The sequence below is a fragment of the Streptomyces flavofungini genome, from assembly GCF_041028215.1.
Lineage (GTDB): Bacteria > Actinomycetota > Actinomycetes > Streptomycetales > Streptomycetaceae > Streptomyces > Streptomyces flavofungini_B.
The window spans coordinates 1-537 of sequence record NZ_JASKYR010001529.1 but is presented as its reverse complement, the minus strand read 5'-3'; the positions used below and the strand labels follow the sequence as shown (position 1 = coordinate 537).

The 537-nt window shown below is 74.4% G+C and carries 1 protein-coding gene; it reads left to right on the top strand.

Translation table 11 applies throughout. The features are described from left to right. Nucleotides 1-82 precede the first annotated feature (82 nt). On the top strand, nucleotides 83-537 hold a 455-nt coding region (locus AB8Z36_RS42025), incomplete at its 3' end, for an NADH-quinone oxidoreductase subunit C (protein ID WP_369218568.1).

Sequence of the window (537 nt, the reverse complement as noted above, 5' to 3'; positions counted from 1 at the left end):
GTGCTGGCTCTGGCGGTGCCGGGGCGGGGGGTGCCTCKTCCGGGGGTGCCGGTGCCGCTTCCGAGGGTGCGGAGGGTGAGCGGTGACCGGCTGGCTGCCGAGCCCCGTCGAGGAGCTCTTCGGCGCGGACGCCACGGCCGACGAGTCGTACGACGTCCTGACCGTCGACGTGCCCCCGGCCCAGTGGCTCACCGCCCTCACGACCGCCCGCACCACGCTGGCCTGCACCTASTTCGACTGGCTGAGCGCGGTCGACGAGCCGGGAACGGGTTTCCGGGTCTGCGCCCACGTCGTGGCACTCGCCCCCGTACGACGCCTGCTGCTCCGTACGACGGTCGCGCACGAGACCCCGGCGCTCGCCTCGGCCGTCGGCGTCTACGCGGGCGCCGCCTGGCACGAGCGGGAGACCCACGAGATGTTCGGCGTGACGTTCGAGGGCCACCCCGGGCTGACCCCGCTGCTGCTCCCCGAGAGCTTTGAGGGCCACCCGCTGCGCAAGGACTTCGTGCTCGCCGCCCGCGTCGCCAAGGCCTGGCC